Source organism: Actinoplanes sp. NPDC051513 (assembly GCF_044454685.1).
Lineage (GTDB): Bacteria > Actinomycetota > Actinomycetes > Mycobacteriales > Micromonosporaceae > Actinoplanes.
The window spans coordinates 91,490-114,488 of sequence record NZ_JBITDW010000006.1 but is presented as its reverse complement, the minus strand read 5'-3'; the positions used below and the strand labels follow the sequence as shown (position 1 = coordinate 114,488).

General features: G+C 71.0%; 19 protein-coding genes and 1 riboswitch. Of the genes, 10 read left to right on the top strand and 9 right to left on the bottom strand.

The window, feature by feature from the left end:
- Positions 1-129: 129 nt before the first annotated feature.
- Positions 130-444, bottom strand: a complete 315-nt coding sequence (locus tag ACIA5D_RS20965; RefSeq protein ID WP_396031802.1) for a DMT family transporter — start codon at positions 442-444, stop codon at positions 130-132.
- A 14-nt stretch (positions 445-458) separates the two neighbouring features.
- Positions 459-526, bottom strand: a riboswitch (guanidine-III (ykkC-III) riboswitch).
- 212 nt (positions 527-738) lie between these two features.
- Here ACIA5D_RS20965 and ACIA5D_RS20960 point away from each other — a divergent pair.
- Positions 739-1,287, top strand: a complete 549-nt coding sequence (locus tag ACIA5D_RS20960) for a DUF305 domain-containing protein (RefSeq protein WP_396032189.1) — start codon at positions 739-741, stop codon at positions 1,285-1,287.
- Positions 1,288-1,342: 55 nt separating this feature from the next.
- Here ACIA5D_RS20960 and ACIA5D_RS20955 read toward each other — a convergent pair whose 3' ends face one another.
- Positions 1,343-2,698 carry a DUF1996 domain-containing protein gene (locus tag ACIA5D_RS20955; RefSeq protein ID WP_396032188.1) on the bottom strand — a complete coding sequence of 452 codons (1,356 nt, stop codon included), beginning with the start codon at positions 2,696-2,698 and terminating at the stop codon, positions 1,343-1,345.
- A gap of 617 nt (positions 2,699-3,315) precedes the next feature.
- On the opposite strand from ACIA5D_RS20955, the gene ACIA5D_RS20950 reads away from it, so the two are divergent.
- Complete coding sequence (locus ACIA5D_RS20950; protein WP_396031801.1) at positions 3,316-4,368, top strand: LacI family DNA-binding transcriptional regulator; 1,053 nt, start codon at positions 3,316-3,318, stop codon at positions 4,366-4,368.
- Between the two features lie 71 nt (positions 4,369-4,439).
- Here the strand turns inward: ACIA5D_RS20950 and ACIA5D_RS20945 are convergent, their stop codons facing one another.
- A complete protein-coding gene (locus ACIA5D_RS20945) occupies positions 4,440-5,525 on the bottom strand; it encodes a calcium:proton antiporter (protein WP_396031800.1) in 1,086 nt (361 codons plus the stop codon).
- A gap of 26 nt (positions 5,526-5,551) precedes the next feature.
- On the opposite strand from ACIA5D_RS20945, the gene ACIA5D_RS20940 reads away from it, so the two are divergent.
- A complete protein-coding gene (locus ACIA5D_RS20940; protein ID WP_396031799.1) occupies positions 5,552-6,550 on the top strand; it encodes a glutathione S-transferase family protein in 999 nt (332 codons plus the stop codon).
- Here ACIA5D_RS20940 and ACIA5D_RS20935 read toward each other — a convergent pair.
- Positions 6,543-7,166 carry an epimerase gene (locus ACIA5D_RS20935; protein WP_396031798.1) on the bottom strand — a complete coding sequence of 208 codons (624 nt, stop codon included), beginning with the start codon at positions 7,164-7,166 and terminating at the stop codon, positions 6,543-6,545. The genes ACIA5D_RS20940 and ACIA5D_RS20935 overlap by 8 nt on opposite strands.
- An 82-nt stretch (positions 7,167-7,248) precedes the next feature.
- On the opposite strand from ACIA5D_RS20935, the gene ACIA5D_RS20930 reads away from it, so the two are divergent.
- From ACIA5D_RS20930 to ACIA5D_RS20900, 7 genes are all read left to right on the top strand, one after another.
- The gene (locus ACIA5D_RS20930; RefSeq protein WP_396031797.1) at positions 7,249-9,987 is read left to right on the top strand and encodes a DUF5691 domain-containing protein; all 2,739 of its coding nucleotides are present in this window, start codon (positions 7,249-7,251) and stop codon (positions 9,985-9,987) included.
- Positions 9,984-11,045: an AAA family ATPase gene (locus tag ACIA5D_RS20925; protein ID WP_396031796.1), complete on the top strand. Its 1,062-nt coding sequence runs from the start codon at positions 9,984-9,986 to the stop codon at positions 11,043-11,045. The genes ACIA5D_RS20930 and ACIA5D_RS20925 overlap by 4 nt, the downstream gene beginning before the upstream one ends.
- Positions 11,038-13,200, top strand: a complete 2,163-nt coding sequence (locus ACIA5D_RS20920; protein WP_396031795.1) for a DUF5682 family protein — start codon at positions 11,038-11,040, stop codon at positions 13,198-13,200. The genes ACIA5D_RS20925 and ACIA5D_RS20920 overlap by 8 nt, the downstream gene beginning before the upstream one ends.
- Positions 13,197-14,366, top strand: a complete 1,170-nt coding sequence (locus ACIA5D_RS20915) for a VWA domain-containing protein (protein ID WP_396031794.1) — start codon at positions 13,197-13,199, stop codon at positions 14,364-14,366. The genes ACIA5D_RS20920 and ACIA5D_RS20915 overlap by 4 nt, the downstream gene beginning before the upstream one ends.
- A gap of 3 nt (positions 14,367-14,369) precedes the next feature.
- Positions 14,370-15,131 (top strand): class I SAM-dependent methyltransferase, encoded by a 762-nt coding sequence (locus ACIA5D_RS20910; protein ID WP_396031793.1) that lies wholly within the window; start codon positions 14,370-14,372, stop codon positions 15,129-15,131.
- Positions 15,132-15,370: 239 nt separating this feature from the next.
- Positions 15,371-15,811, top strand: coding sequence for a nitroreductase family deazaflavin-dependent oxidoreductase (locus ACIA5D_RS20905; RefSeq protein WP_396031792.1), 441 nt, complete (start codon positions 15,371-15,373; stop codon positions 15,809-15,811).
- Positions 15,812-16,028: 217 nt separating this feature from the next.
- A complete protein-coding gene (locus tag ACIA5D_RS20900; protein WP_396031791.1) occupies positions 16,029-17,174 on the top strand; it encodes a DUF5925 domain-containing protein in 1,146 nt (381 codons plus the stop codon).
- A gap of 1 nt (position 17,175) precedes the next feature.
- Here the strand turns inward: ACIA5D_RS20900 and ACIA5D_RS20895 are convergent, their stop codons facing one another.
- The 5 genes from ACIA5D_RS20895 to ACIA5D_RS20875 form a co-directional block, all read right to left on the bottom strand.
- Positions 17,176-18,594: a multicopper oxidase family protein gene (locus ACIA5D_RS20895; protein ID WP_396031790.1), complete on the bottom strand. Its 1,419-nt coding sequence runs from the start codon at positions 18,592-18,594 to the stop codon at positions 17,176-17,178.
- Between the two features lie 3 nt (positions 18,595-18,597).
- Complete coding sequence (locus tag ACIA5D_RS20890; protein ID WP_396031789.1) at positions 18,598-19,026, bottom strand: hypothetical protein; 429 nt, start codon at positions 19,024-19,026, stop codon at positions 18,598-18,600.
- Between the two features lie 20 nt (positions 19,027-19,046).
- The gene (locus ACIA5D_RS20885) at positions 19,047-19,616 is read right to left on the bottom strand and encodes a TetR/AcrR family transcriptional regulator (protein ID WP_396031788.1); all 570 of its coding nucleotides are present in this window, start codon (positions 19,614-19,616) and stop codon (positions 19,047-19,049) included.
- Between the two features lie 17 nt (positions 19,617-19,633).
- Positions 19,634-20,020 (bottom strand): PPOX class F420-dependent oxidoreductase, encoded by a 387-nt coding sequence (locus tag ACIA5D_RS20880; RefSeq protein WP_396031787.1) that lies wholly within the window; start codon positions 20,018-20,020, stop codon positions 19,634-19,636.
- Between the two features lie 336 nt (positions 20,021-20,356).
- Positions 20,357-22,804, bottom strand: a complete 2,448-nt coding sequence (locus ACIA5D_RS20875) for an IPT/TIG domain-containing protein (protein WP_396031786.1) — start codon at positions 22,802-22,804, stop codon at positions 20,357-20,359.
- Positions 22,805-22,999 lie beyond the last annotated feature (195 nt).

Below are 22,999 nucleotides of genomic sequence, written 5' to 3'. Positions count from 1 at the left end.
AGCCGGGGCCCCCCCCCCGGGGGGGGGCCCCCCCCCCCCGGGGGCGGGGCCCCCCCCCCCCCCCCCCCCGGGGGGGGGGGGGCCCCCGGGGGGGGGGCCCCCCCCCCCCACTTCGGGGCGGCGGCGCTGTCAGTGGAAGACCTTGAGCCCCACGACGCCGGCCACGACGAGCAGCAGGCAGAGCAGGCGCGGAAGGGTGGCGGACTCACCCAGCGCGAGCATGCCGAACACGGCGGTACCGACCGCGCCGATGCCCACCCACACTGCGTAACCGGTGCCGATTGGAATCGTGCGCAGAGCGTAGGCGAGCCCGCCCATACTGAGCGCGAGCGTCACGAGGAAGGTCACGCTGGGGACGGGGCGGGAGAAGCCGGCGCTGCGATCGAGCGCGATCACCCAGGCGGTTTCCATGAGACCGGACAGCACAAGCACGACCCACGCCATGACGAGTCACCTCTTCGGCGGCCGTCTTGTCAGAGCCGGGTACGACGCGCACTCGTCCGGGATGTCCGCTGCTGCGGCATCGGTACCGACGCTAGCAACGCCCACCGCCCGGGCCACGCGGTTGTGCCCATTGCCACCACACCGCCCCCGTGACGCGGCGGCCTGACCAGGGCTGGAAAGAATTGCGGGGAGAGCGCTCCATCGAACACCATTATTGTTACGGGAGTGTTGCCATCCATCAATATCGAATCGTTGACAGAGATGGCCGGAAAAGTCAGACTCTCCCGCGTGAAAATGATTGCCCGAGTCCTGCTCGCCGGCCTGCTGGCGCTCGGACTCGCGGGCTGCAAAGACTCCGCCTCCGAACCGGACGCCTCCCCCGCCGTGACCATGGCGACCCAGTTCGGCGGCACCGACCTCGCCTGGATCGAGATCAACATCGCGATGGACGAGGAACTGCTTCCGCTGCTCGAGCTGGTGCCCGAGCGCAGCGGCAGCTCCGACGTGCAGGCCCTGTCGGCCCAGGTGCAGGCGTTCACGAGCGCCGAGCTCAGCGAGCTGCGCGCCCTGCACGACCAGGCCGGCCTCCCCGCGGTGAACCCGCACAAGGGCATGCCGATGCCCGGCATGGTCACGCCGCAGGAGGTCACCGAGGCGTCGGCGCTGACCGGCAAGAGCTTCGACAAGGCGATTCTCAAGGCGGTGCAGGCGCACCTCGAGCAGAGCCAGAACCTGGCCGGCAGCGAGGACAAATCGGGGGTGGAGCCGCAGACGCGCTCGCTGGCCCTCCAGGTACTGCGCACGCGCGAGGTGGCATTGACCACCATCAAAGAGCTTTCCTGATTCCGTACGCGGAAAGGGCGCCGTTCGCGTTGAACGGCGCCCTTTCCTTTTGTCCTTACGGGAGTTCGTAGTTCTCGTTGAGGGCGGCGCCGCGGTCCGGCTTGTAGAGGTCGAATCCGCGCGGGTCGCACTGGAGTCCACCGTTGATGCAGTGGGTGGTCAGGGCGGCGAGCGTGGGGACGTCCCAGGCGTTGAAGACGTCGTAGTGGAAACTGAATCCGCGGCCGCTGGAGAAGTGGACGTTGGCCATGTTCCCGCTGACCGGCCACGCCATCTTGAACTCGATCATCGGAACGGCCACCGGGTGGCTCATCGGGCAGACCCCGAGAACCGGGTAGGCCATGTGGGACTTGTGGTCAGGCGTGTCGAGGTGCAGGCCGTCCCAGCAGCTCGGGGCCTGCATGCGCGCGTTCAGCTGGGTGCCGGCCGCGCAGTTCGCCGGGATGTCCCAGTTGTTCGAGAGGTCGCCGCACTCGAAGCCCTCGACGGCGCCCGGGGAGTTGCGGAAGTCGTCGATGGTGGCGGTGGGGCTGCCGACGACGTAGCGCAGACCGGGCGGGAACGGGCGGACGCTGCGGTAGTCGATCACGCCGCTCTTGTAGTAGATGACCTGGCGGCCGATCGGCTGCACGGCCGTGGTGCCGTTGAGAAGGGTCGGCATCCAGTACCCGGTCCGGTCACCGGGAGTGATGCAGGAGGTGCCGCCCGATTGCAGGCTGTTGAGGGTGGTGCCGGCGTAGGTCGTCGTGTTGCCCATGAACGTGTGTGAGTGCGAGGCGCCCGGCATGTTCGGGAACACGATCGGGTCGTCGTTCAGGTTGGAGCGGCTCACCGAACAGTTGGCCTGGAACTCGTGGTGCGTGGTCGGCGGGTTCGTGTTCGGCGGGACGGCCGTCGACGGGATCACCCCGGTGACCGGTGGGTTGGCCATGACGTAGCCGGGACCGTCGCTCGCGGGCGGGTTGACCAGGCTGCCGTAGACCTTGAACTCGTACAGGGAGTAGCCGTAGCCGGTGCCACGCTGGGTTCCATACATGCGGACGTACCGGCCGGAGCCACTCACGGTGAGCGTCTCGGCGCCTCCGGCGCCATTGCTCTTGGAAGAGATGGTGGTCCAGGCGCTGCCGTCGTTCGAGGTCTGAATCTGGTACGCCTTGGCGTAGGCGGCCTCCCATTGCAGCTGGACGGATGTGATCGTGGCGGCGCCGCCGAGATCGACGCGCAGCCACTGCGGGTCGCTCCAGGCGCTGCCCCAGCGGGTGGACGAGTTGCCGTCGACGGCGGCGGCCGCGGGGGCGCCGCCGTTCTCGGTGGATGAGGCGAGCGCAGGTCTGCCCTGCGAGAGGAGGGTGTCGGCGGCGTGGGCGGCCTGGACGCCGGCGATCGCCAGGGTGCCGGCGAGGGCGGCCACGGCGGTCGAGGCGAGGACGACGCGCGATTTGCTGGTGGAGCTGCTCTTTGGCCGGGCGGCGAGCCCGGCCGTCGCTGGATTCTTCACTCAGATCTCCACAGTTCTCCGCGGGGATGGGGGTTATGCACCCGCCCAGTGCGGGGAACATTGGGCGGCGTGTTTGGAGAGCGCTTTCCGAGTGTTACGCCTGGATGTCACGCCCGTCAATGCCGTGGGGCCGTTGAGCGGTTCCGGAACTGGCGGGCGGGCGCTTTCGCGGATGATCGCCGCGTTCGAAGAGGGCCCGCCGCTTTCGGTGTTGATGAGGTCGCGTTCGAACCGAACAGCAGCTCATCAAGACCTCAGTCCGGCGCCGCGGGCGGGGCCGGCGCGGGCGGAGGCGCGCCACAAACATGGGGAATTGCCGTTAGGGGCGCGCGAGAACTTATCAAGATCTCGACTCGGCTCTGCGGGGCGATGGGCGCGCTGCGGCCTTGGGTGGCAGGCGGTCGCGTGGAGTGGTGGGGCGGGCGCTGCCGGGCGGGGCGGCGTGGGCGCGTACGCGTCGCGAAGACGGTGATCGGCAGCGGGCGTGACGTGGTCGGAGAGCGCTTTCCCTCTGTGCTATAAAGGCGGGCATGGAACGCGGACGCGCCCCCGTTGGCGAACGGCTGCCGACGCTCGAGGATGTGGCGCGGGTGGCGGGAGTGTCGCGCGCGACCGTTTCGCGGGTCATCAATGGGATTCGCAATGTCGACCCGCAGCTGCACGAAGTCGTGTGGGAGGCGGTGGGGCAGACGGGATACGTGCCCAACCGGCTGGCCCGCTCGCTCGTGACGCGGCGGACGGGGACGGTGGCGCTCGTCGTCTCCGACTCCGAGTCGCACGATGACGACCCGTTCATGGGGCGGTTCTTCGCTGATCCCTACTTCGGGCGCGTCGTCGGCGGGCTGATGAGCGTGCTCCGGCGTACGGGTGTGCAGCTCGCGTTGCAGATCGTGGGAACCGAGGAGGGGCGCCGGCGGCTCGTCGGGGACCTGCGGAACGGGCAGGCCGACGGGGCGATCGTGCTGTCGCTGCCGGCCGTCGATCCGTTGCCGCGGATGCTCACCGAGGGTGGTGTTCCGTCGGTGATGATCGGGCGGCCCGGCGAGGCGGTGCCGATCAACTATGTGGACCTGGCGAACGAGACGGGGGCGACGCTCGCGGCGGAGCATCTGCTCGGGCGGGGGTGCCAGCGGATCGGGATGATCTCGGGACCGGCCGACGTGCCGGCCAGCCATGATCGGATCTCGGGGTTCCGGCGGACCATGGCCAAGCACGGGCACGGATGGGTGCCGATCGTGGCGGGGAACTTCACGCAGGAGAGCGGCGAGGCGGCGATGCGGTCGCTGCTGGCGTCCCATCCCGAGCTCGACGGCATGTTCGTGGCGAACGACCTGATGGCGGTGGGTGCGCTGATGGCCCTGCGTGAGGCGGGGCGGCGCGTGCCGGACGACATCGCGATCGTGGGATTCGACGACAGCAGCGCGGCGATAGCGGCTGCGCCGGCGCTGACCACGGTGCGGCATCCGCTGGAAGACATGGCGGCCGAGGCGGCGCGGTTGCTGCTGGCGCGGATCGAGGATCCGGGGATGCGGGTCTCGTCGGTGATCTACGAGCCCACCTTGGTGCGGCGGGACTCTGCCTGACAGAAGGCCGGACAGCTCGGGCGGGGCGTCGATCACGGGGGACGCCCCGCCCGTTTGTCACGGTGCGTGCGTCAGGGGCTCGCGGCCAGGAACAGGAAGACGGCCAGCAGGGAGAGGTGCACGCCGCCCTGCAGGACGTTGGCGCGGCCGGGAACGATCGTCAGCGTTCCGACGGCGGCGGTCAGCGCGAGCAGCACCATCTGGGTGCCGCCGAGGCCGAGCAGCAGCGGGCCGGGCAGCCAGATCATCGCGATGGCGATCGCGGGGATGGTCAGGCCGATGCTGGCCATCGCCGAGCCGACCGCGAGATTGAGGCTGGTCTGCACGCGGTCGCGGACGGCCGCTCGCACGGCGGCGATCGTCTCGGGGAGCAGCACCAGCAGGGCGATCGCGACGCCGACCACGGCCTGCGGCATGCCGAGGTCGCCGACGACCTTCTCGATCGCGGGCGAGACGCCCTTCGCCAGGCCGACCACGCCGATCAGGGCCACGAGCAGCAGGCCGAGGCTGGTCAGCGCGGCCTTGCCGGTCGGCGGATCGAGGTGCTCCTCGGTGTCGATGACCTCGCCGGCCGTGGTGATCGGCAGGAAGTAGTCGCGGTGCCGGCGGGTCTGGACGGTGACGAACAGCGCGTAGAGGGCCAGCGACGTGACGGCGGCGAAGCCGAGCTGGGCCGGCGAGAACTGGGGGCCGGGGCGGCTGGTGGTGAAGCTCGGGAGCACCAGGCTGAGCGTGGCGATCATGATGACCGTGGCGAAGGCGCCGCCGGTGCCCTCGGAGTTGAAGACCGCGACGTGCCGCCGGGCGGCGCCGACCAGCAGGGACAGGCCGAGCAGGCCGTTGCAGGTGATCATCACGGCGGCGAAGACGGTGTCGCGTGCCAGGGACTGGGTCTTCTCGCCGCCGCTGATCATGAGGGTGACGATGAGCGCGACCTCGATGATGGTGACGGCCACCGCGAGGACCAGGGATCCGAACGGCTCGCCGACCTTGTGGGCGACGACCTCGGCGTGGTGGACGGCGGCGAGCACGGCGCCGCCGAGAAGCAGGGCGACGATCACGACCAGGGGCGGTGGCAGGTCGCGGCCCCAGGTCAGGATCAGGGCGGCGACGGCGACGACGGGGACGGAATTGGTCCAGCGAATCTTGGCCAACATCCGACAACTCTGCCAGATTGGAACGCATGGCCTATGCGAATCCAGCGGGCGAGTTCGTCCGGGACCAGCGGTACATCACGACGCGGATCACCGAGGACGGGCGGGACGGCTATCCAGTCGAGCCGGGGCGATATCGGCTCGTCGTGAGCCGGGCATGCCCGTGGGCGAACCGGGCGATCATCGTACGGCGGTTGCTCGGGCTCGAGGACGTGCTGTCGATGGGCATCGCCGGGCCGACCCACGACAAGCGGAGCTGGACCTTCGACCTCGACCCGGGCGGGCGCGACCCGGTGCTGGGGATCGAGCGGCTCCAGGAGGCGTTCTTCAAGCGCTTCCCCGACTACGACAAGGGCATCACGGTGCCGGCGATCGTCGACATCCGGACCGGGCAGGTGGTGACCAACGACTTCGCGCAGATCACGATCGACCTCTCGCTGGAGTGGGCCAAGCATCACCGGCCGGGAGCGCCGGCGCTGTATCCGGTCGCGCTGCGCGACGAGATCGACAAGGTCAACCGGTTTGTGTTCGCCGATGTCAACAACGGGGTCTACCGCGCCGGTTTCGCGGGGTCGCAGGAGGCTTACGAGCAGGCGTACCAGCGGCTCTTCGACCGCCTCGACAAGTTGTCGGCGCATCTGGCCGAGCACCGCTATCTGGTCGGAGACACGATCACCGAGGCCGATGTACGTCTGTTCACGACGCTCGCGAGGTTCGATGCCGTTTACCACGGCCACTTCAAGTGCAACCGGACCAAACTGAGCGAGATGCCGGTGCTGTGGGCGTATGCGAGGGATTTGTTTCAAACGCCGGGGTTCGGCGACACGATCGACTTCGTGGACATCAAACGGCATTACTACGTGGTGCATCGCGAAATCAACCCGACCGGCATCGTGCCGGCCGGGCCTGACCTGCGGAACTGGCTCGAGCCGCACGGGCGAGAGGCGCTCGGTGGGCGGCCGTTCGGGGACGGCACTCCGCCGGGGCCGCCCCGCGAGCCGGTGCCGGCGGGCCACGGGGCTATCTGAGGTCGCGGTTCTCGAGGATGCGCCGGGGGAAGCCGACGCGGGCGACCTGGAGCATGGCGCGGCTCAGGCGGTCGGTGGTGGTGACGTAGCCCGGCGCCAGCCTGTCCAGCACGGGGAGAAGCGGCGCGGTGGCCGTGTAGATCGCGTTGTAGAGGCGCGTCTTGGACCGTACGCCGTGGGTGGGTTGAATGATGCCCGGACGCACCGCGTAACCGTTGGGCAGAAGATCGATGATCTCCTGCTCGGTCCGGGCCTTGACCCGGGCCCACATCTGGCGGCTGCTCGGGCTGGTCCCGGCGCCGGAGACGTAGACGAAGCAGGCGTCGTGGTCGACCGCGCGGGCGGCGGCCATCGGGTACGTGTACGAAATTTCGGTATAAGCCGCCTCGTCCATGCCGACCGAGCTCACGCCCAGGCAGTAGAAGCAGGCGTCGTACGCCTTCAGGTCGTCGATCTGGGCGAAGTCGTCCACCCGGCGCTCGTGGAGTTTGGGGTGGCGCACGTCGGTGGGGGTGCGGACCACGGCGAGCACCTCCTCGACGTCGGACGCCAGCAGGCTCTCCCGCAGCACGCCCTGGCCGACCATCCCGGTCGCGCCGAAGATGACCACCTTCATCCCGTCCTCCTCGTCTTTTCCTGCGTGATCATCATCGGCTACCACGTCCGAAAATGTCGTACGGCGCGTCTAGGGTTTGCCCGTGGTTGTTGAGCGATGGTCCCTTTCGCAGGTCGAAGCGCTGGCCCCCGATCCCGCGTCGGTGAAGGCCGCGCGCAGCCTCTCCGGCGAGGGCTCGTGGTCGGCGAGCGGGCGGCTCGACGACATCCTGTGGGGACTGTGCCGCAGCTACCAGGTCTGTGTCGACCTCGCCGGGCCCGCGTTCCGGTGTTCCTGCCCGAGCCGCAAGATCCCCTGCAAGCACACGCTGGGGTTGTTGATGCGGTGGGCTTCGTCCGATGTGTCCTCCGCGCCCGCGCCGGCCTTCGCCCACGAGTGGCAGGCCGCCCGGGCCGCCGCGGCGGCCCGGCCCAAGGCCGCTTCCACCCCCGACCCTGAGGCCGCCGCCCGCCGGGCGGAGCAGCGGGCCGCGCGGGTCGCCGGCGGCATGGCCGAGCTGAGCCGGTGGCTCGACGACCAGGTCCGGCAGGGTCTGGCGGGGGCGCAGCGCACCGGGCCGCAGCCGTTCGACGCGATGGCCGCGCGGCTGATCGACGCGCAGGCGCCGGCCGCGGCCGGCGCGGTGCGGCGGCTCGGCACGATCGCTGGAATCGGGCCGCATTGGGCCGACCGCCTGCTCGGCGAGCTGGCGCTGCTGCAGCTGCTGATCGACGGCTACGAGCGCCTGCCCGACCTGCCGCCCGGCCTGGCGGCAACCGTGCGCTCGCGCATCGGCTTCCCGGTCGCCACCGACGATGTTCTGGCCGGCCCGCGGGTCACCGACCGCTGGCAGGTGCTGGGCCAGGTCGAGGTCGACGACGGCGCGCTGACCACCCGGCGCACGTGGCTGCGCGGCGTGGCGACCGGGCGGTTCGCCCTGGTCCTGGCGTTCGCGGCGCCCGGCCAGCCGATGGTGGCCGACCTCGTGCCCGGCACCGAGTTCCGCGGCGACCTGACCTTCTATCCCGGCGCCGCGCCGCTGCGCGCCCTGGTCGCCGAGCGGGCCAGCGCGGCCGAGCCGTTCCCCGCGCCCGACGGCGCGATCCCGCTCGCCGAGGCCCTCGGCGGCTGGGCCACGACGGTGGCGGCCGAGCCCTGGCGGTACGACGCTCCCGTGCTGCTCGCCGGGGTGACGCCGAGCGACGACGGCTGGCTGGTCGACGAGTCCGGCGCGGCCCTGCCGCTGGCATCCGGGCACCGCGAGCCGTGGTGGCTGCTCGCCGCGGCCGGCGCGAGCCCCGCGACCGTGGCCGCCGAGTGGTCGCCGTCCGGCCTGCGCCCGCTGGCCGCCTGGGTCGACGGCCTCTACGTGCGGGCCGGCCTGCCCCTTCCCGACGCCGGCGCGACACGCCACCCCGAGCTTCCGCCCGACCTGCTCGCCGCCGCGCTGGTCGGCACCAACCGGCGTCCCTGGCCGACCGCGTCGCTGCTGGAAGACGCGGCGGTCGCGCTCGCGCGCCACCGGGCCGGCGTGACCCCGGGCGCCGGGCACGCGCCGGTGCCGGCCGCGCCGGCCGAGCCCACTCCCCCGCTGCCCGCGGCCGCCGGCGCCCGGCTGGTCCGCATCCTCGGCGACGGCGTGCCCGGCGGCGCCCAGATCGCGAACGAGTTGTTGTCGCAGTGGCTCGAGGCCGCCGCGGCCAAGGGCGGCCACGCGCCACCGGTCGCGCTGCCCGCGCTGCTCGACGCCGGCCGCCGCAACTCGCTGATCCGCCCGGCGATGGCCCGGGTGGCCGGCCGGCGTGGCGCCTGGCTGGCCGGTATGCGCGGCGACTGGCGCTGGCTGCGCGACGAAACCGTCTCCTCGCTGGACTGGGAAACCGGCACGATCGGGGAACGGCTGGGCTACCTGATCGAGGTGCGCCGGGCCGATCCGGCGCGCGGCCTCTCGTTGCTCGAAGCCTCGTGGCCGCAGGAATCCTCCGACGACCGCGCCCGGTTCGTCGCGGCTCTCGGCACCGGCCTCAGCCTCGACGACGACGCGTTTCTCGAGCAGACGCTCGACGACCGGCGCAAGGAGGTGCGCGAGGCCGCCCTCGATCTGCTGCGCGGCCTGCCCGGCTCGTCCCTCGGCAAGCGGATGGCTTCCCGGGCCGCGGCGGCAGTGCGGCTCGACCCTCGCGGCCGGCTCGTCGTCACCCCGCCGGAAGATCTCGACGCCGGCCTGCGCCGCGACGGCGTGGCCGCAACGCCGGCGCGCGGGCTCGGCGTGAGCGCCTGGCTGCTGGAAGAGGTCCTGGCCGGCGCGCCGCTCGACACCTGGTCCGACCCGGTCACGATGCTGCGACTGGCCCGCGGCAACGACTGGGAATCGGCGCTGCTGCAGGGCTGGGCCAAGGCCGCGGTCGCGCAGAACGACGCGGGCTGGGCCACCGTGCTGCTGCAGGAGGCGGCCGGTTCGCTGCGCGAGTCGGTCCGATGGGACCTGCACCTCGTGCTCCCCGCCGACGAGCTCGGCCGCCTCGCCGCCGAGGCGCTGCGCCAGGAAGACCCGATGGCGCACCGGCTGCTCTCCATCCACCCCGGCCGGTGGCCCGAGGAGCTCTCGATCACCGTGCTCGAGACCATCGCCCACCGGGCCCGCACCGACCGGCACAGCTGGCAGCTCGGCGAGCTGTGCCGGTCCGCCGCGCTGGCCATGCCCCCGGCGTACGCCGATCTGGTCGGCCGCCTCGCCGTCCAGCTCGACCAGGAGCCGGCCGACCAGTCGCGGGTGCGGCCGGTCGCCGAGCTCGCCCGCACGCTCACCTTCCGCCACGAGATGTTTCAGGAGTTCGAGTGACCGCTCTGCGCCCGCACGCCGAGGACCAGTACTCCGAGGAGCTGGCCCAGCTCGCCCTCGACGACGACCGGCCCCGCCCGCCCGGCTGGCGGCTCTCCCCGCAGGCCGTGGTGACCTACCTGCTCGGCGACGGCGCCAAGATCACACCGAAGTACGTGGGGCCGCGCCGGCTCGTCGAGGTCGCGGTGGCCACGCTCGCCACCGACCGGGCGCTGCTGTTGCTCGGCGTGCCGGGAACGGCCAAGACGTGGGTGTCGGAACATCTCGCGGCGGCGATCTCGGGCGACTCGAAGCTGCTCGTCCAGGGGACGGCGGGCACGGCGGAAGAGGCGATCCGGTACGGGTGGAACTACGCCCGCCTGCTCTCCGAGGGGCCGACCGACGCGGCGCTGGTGCCCAGCCCGATCATGCGGGCCATGCGCACGGGCGCGATCGCGCGGCTCGAGGAGCTCACCCGGGTGCCGTCCGACGTGCAGGACGCGCTGATCACGATCCTGTCGGAGAAGACGCTGCCGGTGCCCGAGCTGAACACCGAGGTGCAGGCGCAGCGCGGGTTCAATCTGATCGCCACGGCCAACGACCGCGACCGCGGGGTGAACGAGCTGTCCAGCGCCCTGCGGCGGCGGTTCAACACGGTGGTGCTGCCGATGCCCGCCTCCGCCGATGAAGAGGTCGAGATCGTGGCGCGCCGGGTGGCTCAGCTCGGGACGTCGCTCGACCTGCCCGCGGTGCCGACGGCGCTGGAAGAGATCCGCCGGGTCGTGACGGTCTTCCGCGAGCTGCGCACCGGGCTCACGGAAGATGGGCGCACCAAGCTGAAGTCGCCCACCGGCACGCTGTCCACGGCCGAGGCGATCTCGGTCATCACCAACGGGATGGCGCTGGCCGCGCACTTCGGCGACGGGACGCTGCACGCCGGCGACGTGGCGGCGGGGATCCTCGGCGCCGTGGTGAAGGACCCGGTGTCGGACGGCGTCGTCTGGCGGGAGTACCTCGAGACCGTCGTGCGGGAGCGGCCCGATTGGATCGACTTCTATCGGGCCGCCCGCGATGCCTGAACAGATCTACGGGATTCGCCACCACGGGCCGGGATCGGCCCGGGCGGTGGTCTCGTCGCTGTCTGTCCAGCGACCGTCCATCCTCCTGATCGAAGGCCCGCCCGAAGCCGACGACCTCGTGCGGTGGGTTGCCTCGTCTTCGTTGGAGCCGCCGGTCGCGCTCCTGGGTTACGCGGCGGACGATCCGCGGCAGGCTGCCTTCTGGCCGTTCGCGGTCTTTTCGCCGGAGTGGCAGGCTCTCAACTGGGCGGTGTCCGCGGGCGTTCCCGTGCGGTTCTTCGATCTGCCGTTCGGTTACCGATTCTCCGGGGGCGATTCGTCCGATCTGCCGCACCGCCCGGTCGATCCGATCGGCGAGCTGGCCGCCGCGGCCGGGTACGACGACCCCGAGCGCTGGTGGGAAGACGTGGTCGAGCACCGCGGGATGCCGGCCTTCGAGGCAATCGCCGAGGCCATGGCGGCGATCCGGGAAGACTCGCCGGACGATCCTTCCGACCTCGTGCGGGAGGCCTACATGCGTACGGTGCTGCGCGAGGTCCGCAAGACGCACGACGAGATCGCGGTGGTCTGCGGCGCGTGGCACGTGCCCGCGCTGACCCGCAAGGTCGCGCTCAAGGACGACGCCGCGCTGCTCAAGGGGCGCAAGAAGGCCAAGGTCGCGTTCACCTGGGTGCCGTGGACCTACGGGCGGCTGGCGTCCTGGTCCGGGTACGGCGCGGGGGTGCGCTCCCCCGGCTGGTACCACCACCTGTTCACCTCGGCCGACGAGGTCGTGCCGCGCTGGCTCGTCGACGCGGCCGGCGTGCTGCGCGCCGAGGGTGTGCCCACATCGTCGGCGCACATCATCGAGGCCACCCGGCTCGCCGAGGCCCTCGCCACGATGCGCGGCCGGCCGCTCGCCGGGCTGGCCGAGGTGACCGAGGCCGCCGAAGCGGTCATGTGCGACGCCGAACCGCTGCGTGTCGAGCTGATCAACAAGCGCCTCGTGGTCGGCGAGCGCCTGGGCGGCGTGCCCGAGGAGATGCCGGCCCTGCCGCTCGCGAAGGATCTCGCGGCGCAGCAGCGCAACGTGCGGCTCAAGCCCGAGGCGCTGGAGCGGGCGCTCGACCTCGACCTGCGCAAGGAGACCGACCTCAAGCGCAGCCGCCTGCTGCACCGGCTGCGCTTGCTCGACCTGCCGTGGGGCGAGCCGATGGCCGGCAGCCGGGGCATCGGCACGTTCCGCGAGGAGTGGAAGCTGCGATGGCAGCCCGAGTTCGCGGTCCAGCTGGTCGAGGGCAGCATGTACGGCACCACCGTGGTGTCGGCCGCGACGGCGAAGATCACCAAAGCGGCGGACGACGCGCAGACGCTCGCGGAGGTGACCGCTCTGGTCGAGACCTGCCTGCTGGCCGACCTCGCGGAGGCGTACCCGCCGGTGCTCGCGGCGCTCGACGTGCGCGCGGCGCTGGACGCCGACGTCGGTCACCTCATGTCGGCGATCCCGGCGCTGGCCCGCACGCTGCGCTACGGCGACGTGCGCAAGACCGACGTCGAGGGGCTCGCCACGGTGACCGCGAGCTTGCTCATGCGGGTCTGCGCGGGCCTGCCGTCGGCGGTCGGCTCGGTCTCCGACGAGGCAGCCAAGCTGCTGCGCGACCGCATCGACGGGGTGCACTCCGCGGTCGGGCTGCTCGCCGACGACGACCTGCGCGGGCGCTGGCTGACGACGCTCGCCTCGCTGGCGGGCCGCGGCGATCTGCACGGGCTGCTGGCGGGGCGGCTCACCCGGCTGCTGCTCGACGCGGGACGGCTGGACGCGGCCGAGGCGCGACGGCGGTTGCGGCTGCCGCTCACCGTGGGGACGCCGCCGGCGCACGGCGCCGCCTGGGTGGAGGGCTTCCTCTCCGGGGGCGGGCTGCTGCTGGTGCACGACGACGCGCTGCTCGACCTGCTCGACGGGTGGCTGGCCGACATCCCGGCCGCCGCCTTCGACGACGTGCTGCCGCTGCTGCGGCGGACGTTCGGGGCGTTCGAGGCCGGCGAGCGGCGGGCGATCGGCGAGAAGATCGCGGGTGGTCGCGCCGGCGGGAACGCGTCGGGGCTCGGCTTCGACGAATCCCGCGCCGACCTGGTGCTGCCGACGCTGAGTGCGCTGCTGGGGAGGAAACTATGACCGAGGTTTCGCCGGAGAGGGCGCGGCGCTGGCGGATGGTGCTCGGCGGGCCCGCCGAGGAGGCGCTCGGCAAGGCCGAGGGCCGCGACGGGCAGATGGACGCCGCGATGGCGGCCCTCTACGACTCCGGCGGGCCGGGCGACGGCGAGGCGGGCAACAAGCGGTCGGCCGGGCTCGGCGGATCGGCGCCCAAGGTGGCCCGCTGGCTCGGCGACATCCGGGAGTACTTCCCGAGCACCGTCGTGCAGGTCATGCAGTCCGACGCGATCGAGCGGCTCGACCTGACCCGGCTGCTGCTCGAGCCCGAGATGCTGGCCGCCGTCGAGCCCGACGTGCACCTGGTGGGGACGCTGCTCTCGCTCAACCGGGTCATGCCGGCCAAGACCAAGGACGCCGCCCGCGCGGTGGTGCGGATCGTCGTCGATCAGCTGGAGAAGCGGATCTCGCAGAAGACGCGGGCGGCGGTCAGCGGCGCGCTCAACCGGGCCTCGCGCATCAACCGCCCCCGCCACGCCGACATCGACTGGGATCGGACGATCCGGGCGAACCTCAAGCACTACCAGGCCTCATTGGGGACAGTCATCCCCGAGCGGCTGGTCGGCTACGGGAGGCGGACCACCGCCGTGCAGCGCGATGTCGTGCTCTGCGTCGATCAGTCCGGGTCGATGGCCTCCTCGGTGGTGTTCTCCGGCGTGTTCGCGGCGGTGCTCGCCTCGATGCGGTCGCTGCGCACGTCGCTGGTCGTCTTCGACACCGCCGTGGTCGACCTCACCGAGCAGCTCAGCGACCCGGTCGAGGTCCTGTTCGGCACCCAGCTCGGCGGCGGCACCGACATCAACCGGGCCATCGCCTACAGCCAGCAGCTGATCACGCGGCCGCGGGACAGCATCTTCGTGCTGATCAGCGACCTGTACGAGGGCGGCGTGCGCGAGCAGATGCTGCGGCGGGTCGCCGAGATGACGTCGGCGGGGGTGCAGGTGGTCGTGCTGCTCGCGCTCTCCGACGAGGGTGCGCCGGCCTACGACCACGAGAACGCGGCGGCGCTGGCCGCGCTGGGGGTGCCGGCCTTCGCCTGCACGCCGGACGCCTTCCCCGACCTGATGGCCGCCGCCATCGAGCGGCGCGATCTGATGGCCTTCGCCGAGCGATTGGTAACTACCATGTAGCTTATGAGTGCTTACCTTTCTCGTCCGGACATGTGGCAGACCAGCTGGGACCGGCAGCAAGAGGCGTTCATGCCCGACCGGGAGGAACGGTTCGCCGCGATGCTGCGAGGGGTCGCCGCGATCACCCGCGGCGCACCGCCGTGCCTGCTCGACCTGGCCGGCGGCACCGGCACGATCGCGCTGCGTGCGCTGGCGCGCTTCCCCGGGGCCGAGGTGACCGTTCTCGACCAGGACCCGGTGCTGCTGGCCATCGCGTCGGCCTCGCTGCGCGACCGGGGCACGGTGGTTGACGCCGACCTCGGCGACCCGTCGTGGCGGAGCAAGCTGCCGGTCGAGGGCTTCGATGCGGTGCTCACGGCGACGGCGCTGCACTGGCTGCCGGCGGACCGGGTCGCGGCGCTCTACGGCGAGGTCCGCGAGGTGCTGCGGAGCGGCGGGATCTTCGTGAACGCCGACCACATGCCGGAGGAGTCGCTGCCCTCGTTCTCCGAGCGGCTACGGGCGCACGCGCGGGAACAGCGCGAGATCGCGTACGCGTCGGGCGCGGCCACCTCGTGGGGCGACTGGTGGAGGCACGCCGCCGCGGACGAGTTCCTCCGGCCCAAAGTGGTCGAACGGCAGAACGTCTACCCGGACGCCGGGCACACGCAGGAGTGGACGCCGCCGGCGATCTGGCACGTCGACGCGTTGCGGTCAGCCGGCTTCGCCGAGGCCGGCGTGCTGTGGCGGGGCGGCACCGACGCGGCCGTCGTAGGTGTCCGCTGATCCCTGGGCCTGCCCGAACGCAAGCGGGCGCGGGCTGGCCAGCGACACGCCGACCGCGCCGGGCAGCGGGGCGCCGGGCGACGGCGCCGAGCGACGCCGGCGACCGGGGACAGGCGACGTCACTGACCGGCGCGAGAAGCGCGGGCGCCGGACGGTGGGTGGCGCGGGCGGCCGGCGGCGGCGTAGCCCCACACCGTCGGCGCCGGACGTTTGTAGGCGGCAGCAGATAGGTTGGGGTCGTGCCACTTAGCGGAGAGTATGCGCCGAGCGCGACCGGCTGGGCGCGTAAGCAGGCAGAGAAGATCGAGGACAGCGGCGGCTCGGAGGGCGGCTTCCTGCGTGGGATGCCGGTCATCGTGCTGACGTCTCGAGGGGCCAAGAGCGGGAAGCTGCGTAAGACCGCGCTCATGCGAGTCGAACACGGCGGGCAGTATGCCGTGGTGGGCTCGCTCGGCGGGGCGCCCCAGCATCCGGTCTGGGTCCACAACGTGCGCAAGGAGCCGCACGTCGAGCTCCAGGACGGTCCGGAGAAGAACGACTATGTCGCCCACGAGACCACGGGCGAGGAACGCGACCTGTGGTGGAAGCGGGCCGTGGAGGCGTACCCGGACTACGCGGCCTACCAGAAGAAGACCGACCGGGTCATCCCGGTCTTCGTCCTCACCCGCGCCGACGCCTGAAGCCTGCGGCCGGCTCGCCGTCTGAGGCAGCGAGCCGGCTGAGGCGCCAAGCCGCGCGGGACAGCGGGCCACGCGCGAAAGCCGGCCTCCGGCGGTCGGCGGCTGGGGACGTGGCCTTGTGGGTGGTGCGAGAGGCGGCCCGAGGAGGGCAATCCCGATTGGGCAAACCTCGGGAAAATCGGCTGCCCCAGGGGCATCGATGGCCGATCATGGCACCATGCGCACTCCCCATCAGTCCGTCGACCGGCATGCCGGGCGCGCCGTCGAGCAGGCGGTCACCCCGCCGGCTCACGTCGCGCTGCCGCTGTCCGGGTCCGTCGACGACGGCGACCGGCTGGTGGATGTCGTCGACCTGCTCGCGCTGGACGCGTTCGTCACCGGGCGCGAGCCGTACGGCCGCAGCAAGTACCTCGAGAACGTGCGCGCCGACGCGCCGCTGGCCACCGACGACGCCCGCGTGGTGCGCGACGCCGTCGAGGACGACGGGCAGGGCCGGCTCTGCGTGGGCGACGGGTGGACGCTGCACGTCACCCGCTGGAAGCAGAGCCGGCGGGCACGGGTCACGGTCACGGCGGTGACGGCCGAGCTCGCCGAGTCCGTGCTGGACAAGGTGACGGCCAACGCGGTCGAGGAACCCGAGCCGGCCGACGACTCCGTACCCATCGGCTTCTGGCATTTCGGCGCGCACGGACCGCGACGTGTGCAGCGAGAGATCGACGCCGCGCCCTGGGAGAAGATCCGGGCGAACTACGCGCGGCTGGTCGCGCAGACGCTCGAGCGGCTGATGGCGCTGGACGGCTCCGTCGTGAACGGGCGGCTCCTGCTGCTGCACGGCGAGCCCGGCACCGGCAAGACGACGGCGCTGCGGGCGCTCGCGCAGCAGTGGCGCTCGTGGTGCCAGGTCGACTGCGTGCTCGACCCCGAGCGGCTGTTCAGCGACCCGGCCTATCTGATGAGCGTGGCCCTCGGCAGCGGCGACGAGGAAGAGCCACGCTGGCGCCTGCTGATGCTCGAGGACTGCGACGAACTGGTCAGCGGCGAGGCCAAGGCGAGCGCCGGGCAGTCGCTGTCGCGGCTGCTCAACCTCACCGACGGCCTGCTCGGTCAGGGGCGCAACGCGCTCATCGCGATCACGACGAACGAGGACCTGGCGACGCTGCACCCCGCGGTGATCCGGCCGGGGCGCTGCCTGGCGAGCATCGAGGTGGGCCGGCTGCCCTACGCCGAGGCGGCCGCGTGGCTGGGCTCGGCGCGCGGCATCGGGCCCGACGGGGCCACCCTCGCCGAGCTGTACGCGCTGCGCACCGGCGCCCGGCCGGTCACGGTTCCCACCACCGCCCCGGCGACGGGCATGTACCTCTAGATCACTCGGGCTGGTTGCCGACCGAACCGCCGATGCGGAACGGGGTGGAGACGTTCGTGTACGCCACATGGGCCAGCAGGCCGTCCGCCGCGTGCTTGAGGTTGTGGCAGTGGTCGACCCAGATGCCCGGGTTGTCGGCCACGAAGGCGATCTCGTACGTCTCCCCGTCGCCCACGTCGAGCGAGTCGAACCACCACGGACTCCCGGTCGCGGCCACCCCGTTGCGGCTCAGCACCACCGCGTGATGCCCGTGCAGGTGCATCGGGTGGACCTCGCCGCTGCTGTTCGCGATCGTCATCCGCACGATGTCGCCGGTGCTCACCATGAACATCGGCACGTCGGGGAAGAGGTGCCCGTTGATCGACCACCAGAGGCCGGGCTTGCCGTCGAGGAACCCGGCCCGCCGCCCGATGCGGTAGTCGAAGTTGCGGGTGGCCTTCGCCGGGTCGAAGCCGAGCGGCGCGGGCGTGCCGTAGGAGAGGAGGTCGACGACGCCGGGCGGCTCGGGACCGGCCGCGAGCCCGCCCGCGACCAGCGCCACGCCTGTTCCCACATCGACCCGCGCTGCTCCCGAGGCCGGCATGGTGAAGGTGAGATCAACCCGTCCACCCGCGGTGACCGTAACGTATTTGTCGGAAATATCGGTCGGTGAGGAAACCGGCCGGCCGTCGATCGCTGACACTCGATACGGCGCGCCCGAAACCCAGGCCCGCAACGGCCCGGCGTCGGTATTGATCACCCGAGCCCGCACCACCTGCCCGGCATGCGCGGCCAGAGCGGACTCGCCGACGGCTCCGTTGATCGTGCGGCGGCCGTCGTAGGTGTGCACCTGGACGACCTGGTCGATGCCCTCGGAGAAGACCGGCTCGGCGACGACGAGCGCCCCGAACAGCCCGAGCCGCACCTGCTCGTGCGACACCTGATGGGAGTGGTACCAGTACGTCCCGGCGTCCTGGACGACGAACCGGTAGACATAGCTCTGCCCCGGCCGCACGGCGTCTTGCGTGACGCCGGCGACGCCGTCTTCGGCGTTCGGCACGTCGACGCCGTGCCAGTGCAGCGTGATGCCGTCCTGGATGTTGTCGTTGACCAGCGTCACCTGGACGAGCTGGCCCTTGACCGCGCGGATCTCGGGCCCGGGCGTCGCGCCGTTGAGCGTGTACTTGCCCTTCTCGGCGCGGGCCGTCAAGGTCACCGCGACGTCGGGGTCGCCGGTCGAGGGCCCCTTCAGCGCGGCGACGTCGAGGCCACCGGTCGCGTGCGCGTGGCCCGCCTGCTGCCCGCCGCCGTAGTCGGGATAGCCCATCGACGCCATGTCGTACGTGGACGGAACGAGACTCTGCTGCCAGAAGTAGCCCAGGGGTCCGAGGATCGCCACCGTCGCCCCCGCGGCGATGGCGATCTTGAAAGACTTGCGCACGGGTCAGGCCGCGACGGGCGTGCTCGCCTGAGGCGTGCCGGCGACGCGGGCCTGCCGCATCGCGAGCGAGGCGACCGCGGCCAGGGCGAACGCGTTGATCGCGTGCAGCGTGCCGAGGATCGGCACCGGGAAGCCGGCGTAGGCGAGCACAACCTGCAGCACCATCACCCCGAAGGTGATCGCGGCCCACTTGACCCCGCCCGGGATGCCGGCGAAGAACGACACGATCAGCAACAGCAGACAGATCAGCGGGACGATCATCTCGCCGACCACCGCGTGCACGGCGATGCCGGCGTTGTCGGAGTCTTTGGTGAAGACCTGACCGTCGTCGGTCTTGTTCAAGATGTCGAACAGGGCGTAGGCGATCGCCGCCGCCTGGACCACCACTCCGATCGCGATCAACATGGCGAGAACCCGATACACAGCGCGCACGACACTCCCCCTCCAGTGGCCTACGTTTCCGTAGGCACATCCTGCCCCTCGGGTACGACAAGACGCACGAGGGCACTCAGGAAACGCTCAGTATCGACCTCGTGCGGGTGGTTGCCGCCGAACACGTCCGCCATGATCCAGTAATGGCTGACCGCGGCCATGATCACGGCGGCCAGTGCCGGCGGGTCCTCCGTGGCGGGCAGCTCGCGCTCGAGGAAGGCGGTCACCGCCACATGCACGCGACGCAGCTCGTTCTCCCGTACGAAATCCAGGAGATCGGGAAAGGCGGCCAGGTCGCGAAGCAGAAGCCGGTTGACGTCACGCTCCTGCTCGAGGCGCGCGAGCCCGGCCCGAGCGACGGCGAGAAAGCGCTCGCGCCGCGACAGCGGCGAGGCAAGCGCCAGATCATCCATCAGGCCCTGGCCCGCCGACGCCTGCCGCGCAAGACCTTCCGTGAGCAGCGCCCGCTTGCTCTTGAAATGCCGGTACAGCCCGCCGGCCCCCGCCGAGAGCCCGGCCGCCGCCTCGATCTGGGCGATCGTCGTGGCGTGATAGCCCTGCCGCCCGAAGAGGTCCATGGCGGCCGTCACGATCGTGTCCTTGGTGCTCAGTTCGGCTCCAGCGTCAGCTCGTAGAACAGCGTCGTCAGTCCCTTGCGCTTGTGAAAGGCCGGCACGAGCCGCCCCTGCAGCAGCGGATGCTTGCGCGCGAGCAGCGCCGCGGCGCGTGACGCGTCGGAACTCTCCCCGCCGAGCAAGGTAGCCCGTCCCGCCACGCGCGAACCCGTGACCCGCCCCCGGTAGGTGCACGGCGCGATCCGCACGTCCGGGAAGTTTCGCAGCCGCTTGACCTTTCCCGACGGGTCGTAGGTCTTGAAGAACGCGCGCCCGTCCTCCACGACGAGGTTCACCGGCGTCCCCACCCAGCTGCCGTCCCGCTTCCGCGTCTCCAGCAGCAGGTAGCGTTCCCGCCCCAACGTCTCCAGCTTGCTCATCCGACTCACCTCTTGGTCAGTAAGTAAGTACCTACTTACGAGGTTAGCCACACACGTCAGCTCGCGCAAGTAAGTACTTACTTGCGCGCGGAAACCGGCAAAGCCGGACGTATCTCTCGCACATTCTTTCCACGTACGCGTCGACGGCTCCCCACCCGCAGCGGAGACAGCCCGGGCCTCTGGGGGTCGTCGGTACCGAGGTCCGGGACCATCTTTTCGAAAGTCGAACGGGTGGTGGCCCGGCGCGTACCGCGCCGGGCCACCAAGCGCGTCGTCAGGAACGATGCGATCGTGAAGGGTCGGACTGCTGGTGAGGGCCGTATCGCCGGCCGTCGGTCAGAACGGGCCGACCGTGAAGACGGAGCTGCTCGTGACGGCCGTCTGGAAGTAGTCCGGATCGGTCGTCTGGGCGTCGAGGGCTCCGTTGCTCACCACGGTGAGGTTGTAGGAGCCGCTCGGCACCGGCGACGCCGGGAACAGCGAACCGCTCACGGCACGGTTGATGGTGATGGTGCCCGAACCCACCGTGCCAAGAGCGCTGGTCGCATTGGCGGAGAGGACACCGGCGGTGCTCGGGCTTCCCGTCACCGTGGTGATCGTCGTTCCGACGGGAATGCCGATGGTGTTGGGGCCGATGACACCGTTTTGGTCGGCCGCCGCGAGAGCACCGCTGGCGTACGTGATGTTCGCGGAGTTGTTCGAGGTCGTGACGGTTGCGGTGACCACGTTCGGGTTCGGGCTCGAGGCCGGCGCGGACAGTGTGGCGCTGGCGCCGCCGGGCGCGACCGCCACGATGGTCGTGCCGGTGGGGATTCCGGTGGTGCCGCTGAACACGCGGCCCACATCCGCGGACGTGAACGCCGCGCCGGACGCGAGACTGACGGTGGTGCTGTCAGCCGTCGTGATCACCGCGTTGCTGAAGGAATGCACCGCGGGGCCACCGATGACCGCCGTAAGGGTGGACCCGGCCTGCGACGCCGGAGCCGAGATGACCGCCCTGGTCGGTCCCAGCACCGACGTGATGGTGGTGCTCGCCGGAATGTGGGCCGGCGAGGTGTCCTCCACGATCATCTGCCCGACGTCGTCGGGAATGAACTTGCCCCCGACGGACGTGATGACGCGGCTTCCGGCGGTCGTCCCGATGTCGCTCGCCAGGCTCCTGTTGACCGAGACGGGGTTGAAGGAAGCGCCCGTGGCGTCGAGCCGCCGGTTGAGCTGGAGGTTGCAGATGAGCTCCTCGTCGCTGATCGGCAGGACGTTCGTGCACTCGGTGACCGGGCCGTTGGCCCGCGCGCCCCCGCCGGCATCCGCGCCGTTGTAGACGCCGCGGACCAGGAACACCCGCGCCGAGTTCCCGCCGGTGCCGAAGTTCATCCCCAGGAAACCTATGCCCTGGACGTCGACGTCCAGGGTCGGCGTCGTGTTGGGGGCGGTGTTCGGCGTCACCTTCACCGGGTTCACGAAGGAGAACGCGTTCTGCAGGGCCTTGGTGCCCGCCGGCGTCGTCACGACCAGCGACACGTTGTCCTCGACGGCATGCGCCGGCGTACGTGCCGTGAACATCTTGTCGCCCTGCGGCTGGATGTCGGTGAGTGGCACTCCGCCGAGCGTGGCGGTGATGCGACCAGGCTCGGTCGGGAAGTCCGTACCGACGACCGTGATGACGGTGCCGCCGTTGGCGGGTCCGGCCGAGGGGATGACCCCGGTCGGGTTGGCGACGACCGTGGCGGCATAGGAGCCGCTGCCGACCAGCGAGCCGGTCGTGGAGTTGGAGAAGAAGCAGATCGAATAGAACAACGGCTGGTTGGCGTTCGGCGTCTGCTGGGTCAACGGCGGAATGGTGACGGCCAGCCGATAGTTCGTCAGCTTCCGCACGTACGGCGCGGAAACGGGTACCGGCGCCGGGTTGAAGCCCGACGTCTGGTTGACGTTGCCGGGGCAGCCTCCGCCCGGTACGACGAGCACCCCGGGCGCGGCGACGCCGGACAGGAACGGCTGCGTCGAGCTACCCGTGATGCCATTGCTCGCCAGGTACGAGCCGCCGGCGGGGCTCAGCGTCACGGAGTAGACGTTGTAGTTGGCGATGGACAGCAGCAGCGCGCCCGAGCCCGTGTTCTCGTAGAGGCAGACGTTGTAGTTCGTCGCGTTCGGGGTGCTCCCCACGGCGCCGGGCGGCACGTTGAGACTCACCGACGTGCTCGTCTGCCTGGTGACACCGGTCGCGACCAGGTTGGACGTGCCGGGCGTTCCATACGTGCCGGCGCATGTCCCGGTGGTGAAGAGGGCACCGGGCGTCGCGGCGAAGAGCGGCGCGTTCGCCGGCGTGGTGATGGTGATCTGGCCGCCGGCGCCGGTGGCGCCGGCCATGGGGTTCGCCATCGCCTGCGCGCCCACGTAGAAGGGCGCCGAGCTCTGCGCAGCGCCGGTGACGCTGTCGTACACGCAGGCGTTGTACGCCCTGATCGCATAGTTCGCGCCGGTCGTGGGACCGCTGGTCGAAGGCACCGTGAATTGGACCGTGTTCGTCGTGAGGTTGCCATCGATGGTCCTGGTGGCGCCCGTGGCGTTCCAAACACCGCTGGGCAGGGGAACGGAGGTGACCTTCGAGGCGGCGCAGGGGGCCGTGGATATCTGTACCACGGGAGTCGTCGTCGTGAACGGCGAGCTCTGATCGAAGATGTTCGCATTGGTTCCGGGCATGACGATCATCGGTCCGATATTGCCCACGCCGGCGTACGCGGCCTGCGGCGCGACAAGCAGGGCGGCGCCGACCGCACCCACCACCAGGCCGCACCGTATCGACCTTGTTCGGGATCTGGACTGGGACATACGTGCTCCTCCTGCGGCCCTGTGGGACCGCATCGGTATCGGGATGGGGCCCGCACGGAGAAGTCACCTGCCGGGCCGTCTCGGGGAGGAGCGTAACGTAGAGAAAGTAGACAATTGCGCTGAGTAACCAATCTGACGGATAAGTCCGAC